We start from the raw sequence: 3,102 nt of genomic DNA, 5'->3' as shown, positions 1-3,102 counted from the left end.
CGTTCCCAGGTGGTAAACCGTTCGGGTGGAAAGTAGAAATACCGCTCCCAATAGTATTGGGTAATTAGGTCGGGCGTTTCTGCGGTATTGCCAGCCTTATTGGTATTAGCAGATGGCACAACCTATACTGGTTGGTCATTTGGAGCGATGGGTACGACCATTGGCGAAGTTGTCTTCAATACGGGGATGACTGGCTATCAGGAAGTTCTCACCGATCCTAGTTATAGCGGTCAGATCGTCGTGTTTACTTATCCAGAATTGGGTAATACTGGCGTCAATCCCGACGACGAGGAATCTCACGCACCGCACGTTCGGGGCGCGATCGCGCGCAATGTCTGCTATCGTCCGAGTAACTGGCGATCGACAGCTTCGCTGCCTAAATATCTCGAACACCACAATATTCCTGGGATCTACGGGATCGACACCCGCGCGCTGACCCGCAAATTGCGATCGGCAGGAGCAATGAATGGGGTAATTTCTACCGAAATTCTCGATCCGGTCGAACTGCTCAATCTAGTCAAGTCAGCACCGAGTATGGCTGGCTTAAATCTCGTCGATAATGTGACGACAGATCGGGTCTACGAATGGTCGCAACCGAGTGAAGCGATGTGGGAATTTAAACCCGAATCGCCTGTGGGCGACACTCAGACCCTAACTGTCGTTGCCTTGGATTTTGGGGTAAAACGCAATATTCTCAAACGGTTGGCAAGCTATGGTTGTCGGGTAATTGTCGTACCGGCGGACACTTCTGCTGCCGAAATTCTCAAGTACGATCCCGATGGGATCTTCCTCTCAAATGGCCCTGGCGACCCAGCCGCCGTGACGACAGGGATTGCGACGACTAAAGAGTTATTGAGTGCTGACAAGCCGATTTTCGGCATCTGTATGGGTCATCAAATTCTGGGTCTATCATTGGGTGCAGAAACATTCAAACTCAAATTCGGTCATCGCGGCCTCAATCAGCCGGCTGGACTCACCCAAACGGTAGAGATCACCAGCCAAAATCATGGCTTTGCGATCGAGGCAGAGTCCTTAAGTGCGGAGATCGAAGTCACCCATCTGAATCTCAACGATCGCACGATTGCGGGATTGCAGCATAAAACGCTCCCCTGTTTTTCCGTCCAATACCATCCAGAAGCTAGTCCTGGCCCCCACGATGCGGATTATTTGTTTGCCAAATTTGTCAAACGGATGCGCCAAAATTCCCAGTCAGGAGATAGAGAGTAATCCAGTAGCAGGATTGTTAGAATGATCGACTGAAGCTGTGAGTGCGTGCTGGGAACAGATCGAACCCCGATCTAATCGGTAGATCCAAAGACAAATATTCATAGTGTCATTACTGACTCAAATCTAGCTATGGTATTAGGTCTGCTGGCTCGATCGCCTACGGTCTGCTGTCGCTACTATCGATCGGCTGTTGACAAGAAGGCCGTAATTTGGGATCGATCCTAGAGTATTGTTTAGTATCGCTTACAGATAAATTATTTATTTAAGTAACCATTTAAGGAGGCTATTATCGCTGAAACACTAAGCTTAACCGTGAGTCTCCGAGGCACTCGCGAAGTAAAAGATAACTATCAACTATTCCGCCTCACCGGATTACTCGATGCATTTTCTGAGCCGACATTTAGAAAGGTGATGGAAAAATGCGTAGAAGAAGGGCCGGGAAACCTGATTTTGGATCTATCCAAAATCGATTTTGTGGATAGTTCGGGACTAGGAGCCTTGGTGCAACTAGTCAAAAAAGCTCAAGGTGTTGAAGGCACCGTTCAAATCGTCACGAATGCGCGGGTTACTCAAACTGTCAAACTCGTTAGATTGGAACAGTTCCTCTCGCTCCAAACATCTGTTGATGCAGCGTTGGCCAGGATTACAGCCAGTTAAAGGTCGTTGGGATCGGTCGTTACGTCGAGCGATTGGCGCATCAGCAAAAAAGTGATGACCGATCCCAGTTACTAGCTGCAAAGTTTAATGTCAAAATCGCCAAAATTCTACCAGTTTCGATCGATTTTGAGTAAGATCGGAAAGCTGAATCCACATTACTTTAGAACTATTAGTTATTACATCAGAGATCGCAGTGGGCGAACATGAACTACCACCAAGCTGGCAACAGCCAAACATTCTAGGTATTCCCCCCGATCGAGTGCCCCAACTGTCCCCAGCAGCTCTTGCATATTTGGGCGATGCTGTGTACGAACTTTTCGTGCGTACGAAATTTTTACTTCCGCCCAAGCGTTCTCATGTTTATCACCAACAAGTTGTCGCCCAAGTACGTGCTGAAGCTCAGTCTAGTCATTTGCAGTTCCTCTGGAGTCACCTGACAGCCGCAGAATTAGATACGATTCGCCGAGGTCGCAATGCGGCAAGCGGTCGTCCGCGTCGCCTCGATCCCGAAGTTTATCAGCAAGCTACCAGTTTTGAGACTTTAATCGGTTATCTTTACATTACCAATCCCCCCCGGCTTTGGGAGTTACTCGCTTTACTCCATCTCGATCCGACTCCAACCCCATAATTTTAGCTAAATAGACATCATGGTATTTAAACCTCGTCGCTCTAGTGGCGGCAAACCTTCACCACGTCAAGGAGATCGCGACGGTTCGGGAAGTGGAGATCGCGATGCTCGCCCGAGCCGCAGCTCGGACGGTCGATCGAATAGTGGCGACAAATATCGTCAGACTGGAGAGGCACCGCGTCGTCGCGATGGCGGTACATCTGGTTATCGCGATCGTCCCACGGAAGATCGGCCCACTGGGGATCGCCGTCCGCGCAAAACCGATGGCGCGAATAACTTCGACCGAGATCGCAGCTATCGTCCTCGCACCTCCGAGGGCGGATCTAGCTTCGACCGACCCAAGCCCAGCAGTAAATTCGTCCGCGCCGATAAACCCCGTGAAGAGCGCAAAGATTGGGGCGTACCCCGTCCGAACCAAGCACGAGATTTTGCACCCCGTACCGACGGAGATCGGCCCCGTAGAGATGACTCATCCGGCGATCGTCGCGGTGGCAATGGTGCCGATCGAGGCCGAGCCGAGCGAGATCGACCCAGTTACAATCGCGACGATCGCGCTGCCAGCTTTTGTGGAGATCGCCGCCCCCGCGAAG

At 50.6% G+C, this 3,102-nt stretch carries 3 protein-coding genes and 1 pseudogene; all 4 read left to right on the top strand.

Features of this window, described 5'->3' with window-relative positions; genetic code table 11:
* Positions 1 to 63: 63 nt before the first annotated feature.
* Complete coding sequence (gene carA, locus RMO84_RS01395; protein WP_310486657.1) at positions 64 to 1,227, top strand: glutamine-hydrolyzing carbamoyl-phosphate synthase small subunit; 1,164 nt, start codon at positions 64 to 66, stop codon at positions 1,225 to 1,227.
* 312 nt (positions 1,228 to 1,539) lie between these two features.
* Positions 1,540 to 1,884, top strand: coding sequence for an STAS domain-containing protein (locus RMO84_RS01390; RefSeq protein WP_310486656.1), 345 nt, complete (start codon positions 1,540 to 1,542; stop codon positions 1,882 to 1,884).
* Between the two features lie 235 nt (positions 1,885 to 2,119).
* The gene (locus tag RMO84_RS01385) at positions 2,120 to 2,512 is read left to right on the top strand and encodes a Mini-ribonuclease 3 (RefSeq protein ID WP_396135737.1); all 393 of its coding nucleotides are present in this window, start codon (positions 2,120 to 2,122) and stop codon (positions 2,510 to 2,512) included.
* Between the two features lie 19 nt (positions 2,513 to 2,531).
* Positions 2,532 to 3,102: pseudogene (locus tag RMO84_RS01380) on the top strand (hypothetical protein); the annotation flags it as partial.

This window comes from Chamaesiphon sp. VAR_69_metabat_338, assembly GCF_031423935.1.
Lineage (GTDB): Bacteria > Cyanobacteriota > Cyanobacteriia > Cyanobacteriales > Chamaesiphonaceae > Chamaesiphon.
Note: the sequence above shows the minus strand (reverse complement) of the source record. Positions and strands in the feature narration are given on the sequence as shown.